Here is a 3,312-nt window from a genome sequence, read left to right on the forward strand (position 1 = left end):
CTGGAACGGTAATCTATAAAGATCTGGGCTCATATGCTGAATCTATAGCTCAGAATAAGAAGGTAGTTAAGTTTGGCCCTGCATTTTGGGGGATTTATCCCGGTGGTATTGCATTTAGAGAAGCCAAAGAAGCTGAAGAATATATTGATAACAACAAAGAACTGTTAAATGAGTTTTCAGCTGGCTGGGCCATCTACCAATTATCCGGCGATTTTGCGCTTGATACGAAGAAAAAAGGGGATAGCCATTATATCAATAAGTCGATTTTGGTTGTAAAAAGTGTAGCAAAGCCTTAGTACTCACCTGTTTGAAATGATGTATTTTCATTTTCGGGTTTGAAACTGATACCTCCGGATTTTTTTAATAGGTAATGTATCAGTTTCAAAGTAGGGGCTAGTGAGTGTGATTTGTATTATCAAGGGTTACTACAAAGTTTAGAAAATCTAGAATGAGATTGTTGCTCAGGTGGTAAAGTTTGCAAGTTTGTTTAGCTATACTTGATAGCTTTACGTGTAATTGAAAGCACTTATAGAACTTGCCCCAATAGAAAAAGGCGAACCACATGGTTCGCCTTTAGTTACTTATATCAGACTTAGTCGTTTGTAATCACAAACCCTTAGTCTTCAATGTAGTTCTCAATACCCGGGCAAGAACATACTAGGTTACGGTCACCGAATACGTTATCAACCCGGTTAACCGTCGGCCAGTACTTGGCGTCCTTGGTCTGGTTTGATGGGAAGCAACCTAGCTCGCGGCTGTAGCTGCGTTCCCACTCGGTTTCCATCAAGTCTGCCTGAGTGTGCGGGGCGTTGACTAATGGGTTGTCTGCCAGATCCCACTCGCCATCTTGTACACGGGCAATCTCGTGGCGAATCGCAATCATTGCATCACAGAAGCGATCCAGTTCAGCCAGGTCTTCAGATTCTGTTGGCTCGATCATCAGCGTACCGGCAACAGGGAATGACATGGTTGGCGCGTGGAATCCGTAGTCCATCAGACGCTTCGCAACGTCTTCCTCAGAGATGCCAGAGGCTTCCTTGATTGGACGGATGTCGATAATACATTCGTGAGCAATACGGCCGTGTGTACCGCGGTACAGAACAGGGTAGTGCGGACGTAGACGCTCCATCACGTAGTTTGCGCCAAGGATAGCCAGTTTAGTGGCTTCAGTCAGGCCTTCTTCACCCATCATCGCAATGTAAGCGTATGAGATAGGCAGGATTGAAGCAGAACCTAGCTCGGCTGCTGATACAGCGTATTGAGGCTTATCGCTTTCAGAGCTTTCTGTGTGACCCGGTAGGAACGGAGCCAGGTGCGATTTAACACCGATAGGACCCATGCCCGGACCACCACCACCGTGTGGGATACAGAAGGTTTTGTGCAGGTTAAGGTGCGAAACGTCAGAGCCGATGAAGCCTGGGCTGGTTAGGCCAACCTGGGCGTTCATGTTGGCACCGTCAAGGTAAACCTGACCGCCAGCTTCGTGTACCAGCTCACATACTTCCTGAACGGCTTCTTCGTATACACCGTGGGTAGAAGGGTAGGTGATCATGATGCACGACAGGTTGTCGCGGTGTTTTTCGATCTTCGCTTTCAGATCTTCAACGTCGATGTTACCCAGGTCATCACAGCCAACAACCACAACTTTCATCGATACCATGGCGGCAGAAGCCGGGTTAGTACCGTGTGCAGAGCTTGGGATCAAACATACGTTACGGTGCGAATCACCGTTAGACTCGTGGTAACGCTGGATTGCGATTAGGCCAGCGTACTCACCCTGGGCACCTGAGTTAGGCTGTAGCGAGAATGCATCATAGCCTGTTACCGAGCACAGCATTTCAGAGAACTTCTTGGCCAGCTCAGTATAGCCCTTCGCCTGATCAGCCGGAGCAAATGGGTGCAGGGCACCGAACTCAGGCCAGGTCACAGGGATCATTTCAGCTGCGGCATTCAGCTTCATGGTACAGCTGCCTAGCGGGATCATGCCGTGAGTCAGTGAGTAGTCTTTGTTTTCCAGCTTCTTCATGTAACGCATCATCTGCGTTTCACTGTGATGCTCGCTGAATACTGGGTGCGTCAGGTACTTGCTGGTACGACGGCAGCTTTCTGGAATCGCTGCAAACTCATCGGAAGCGATGTCTGCTGTGAACATGGATGCTTTTAGAGCATCACCGCTGAACAGAGCAAGCAACTCTTCGATATCTTCAACTTTGGTGGTTTCGTCAATGCTGATACCAAGCTGAGTGTCATACTTACGCAGGTTCATACCTGCATCAAGTGCTTTTTTGTAGAACTCGTTGGTTTTCTTGCCAGTGTTTAGCGTAATGGTGTCGAAGAAGGTGTCATGTGCCAGTTCGATGCCAGAGTTGCGCAGGCCTGCTGCAAGAATTGCTGTTAGGTGGTGGACACGGCGGCCGATCTTACGCAGGCCTTCCGGACCGTGGTAAAGGGCATAGAATGCAGCCATGTTTGCCAGAAGCGCCTGAGCCGTACAGATGTTAGATGTCGCTTTTTCACGACGGATATGCTGCTCACGCGTCTGCATTGCCATACGCAGGGCTTGGTTATCTTTGGAGTCTTTCGATACGCCGATAACGCGGCCTGGCATTGTACGCTTGTGCTTGTCTTTGGTTGCCATGAAGCCCGCGTGCGGACCACCGAAGCCCATCGGTACACCGAAGCGCTGGGCACTACCGATAACTACGTCGGCACCCATTTCGCCAGGTGACTTCAGAAGCGTTAGTGCAAGCAGATCAGAGGCAACGGCAACCAGTGTTTTCTTGGCGTGTGCTTTTTCAATTGTTTCAGTCAGGTCGACCACTTTACCGCTGGTGCCAGGGTACTGAACCAGGGCGCCGAATACGTCGTGGTTGTCCAGCTCGTCGATAGAGCCAGTGATGATTTCAATGCCGATATAACCGGCACGAGTACGAACAACGTCTACAGTCTGCGGGTGCAGGTCGTTCGATACAAAAAATGCTTTGCTCTTGTTTTTACCCGCACGCTGGCAAAGGGTCATTGCCTCGGCAGCTGCTGTTGCTTCATCAAGCAACGAGGCGTTGGCCAGCTCCATGCCAGTAAGGTCCATAACCATCTGCTGATAGTTAAGCAGTGACTCGAGGCGACCTTGAGAGATTTCTGGCTGGTAAGGGGTATAAGCGGTGTACCAACCTGGATTTTCCAGGACGTTACGCAGAATAACGTTTGGCGTAAAGGTGTTGTAGTAACCCTGACCGATAAAGCTGCGGTTGATGATATTCTTGCTTGCCATGGCTTTTAGGTTGGCAAGCATATCTGATTCGCTTTGAGGCT

2 protein-coding genes are annotated in these 3,312 nt (G+C 49.4%); one reads left to right on the forward strand and one right to left on the reverse strand.

Translation table 11 applies throughout. From position 1 onward, the window contains the following. Positions 1–296: hypothetical protein (locus tag MHN01_RS21325; protein WP_239413318.1), on the forward strand; the 296-nt coding region annotated here is incomplete at its 5' end. Positions 297–616: 320 nt separating this feature from the next. Here the strand turns inward: MHN01_RS21325 and gcvP are convergent. Next, positions 617–3,312, reverse strand: a 2,696-nt coding sequence (gene gcvP, locus MHN01_RS21330) for an aminomethyl-transferring glycine dehydrogenase (protein ID WP_239413319.1), incomplete at its 5' end; no start/stop codon positions are given.

It is taken from the genome of Photobacterium sp. OFAV2-7 (genome assembly GCF_022347985.1).
In the GTDB taxonomy this organism is placed as follows: Bacteria; Pseudomonadota; Gammaproteobacteria; order Enterobacterales; family Vibrionaceae; genus Photobacterium.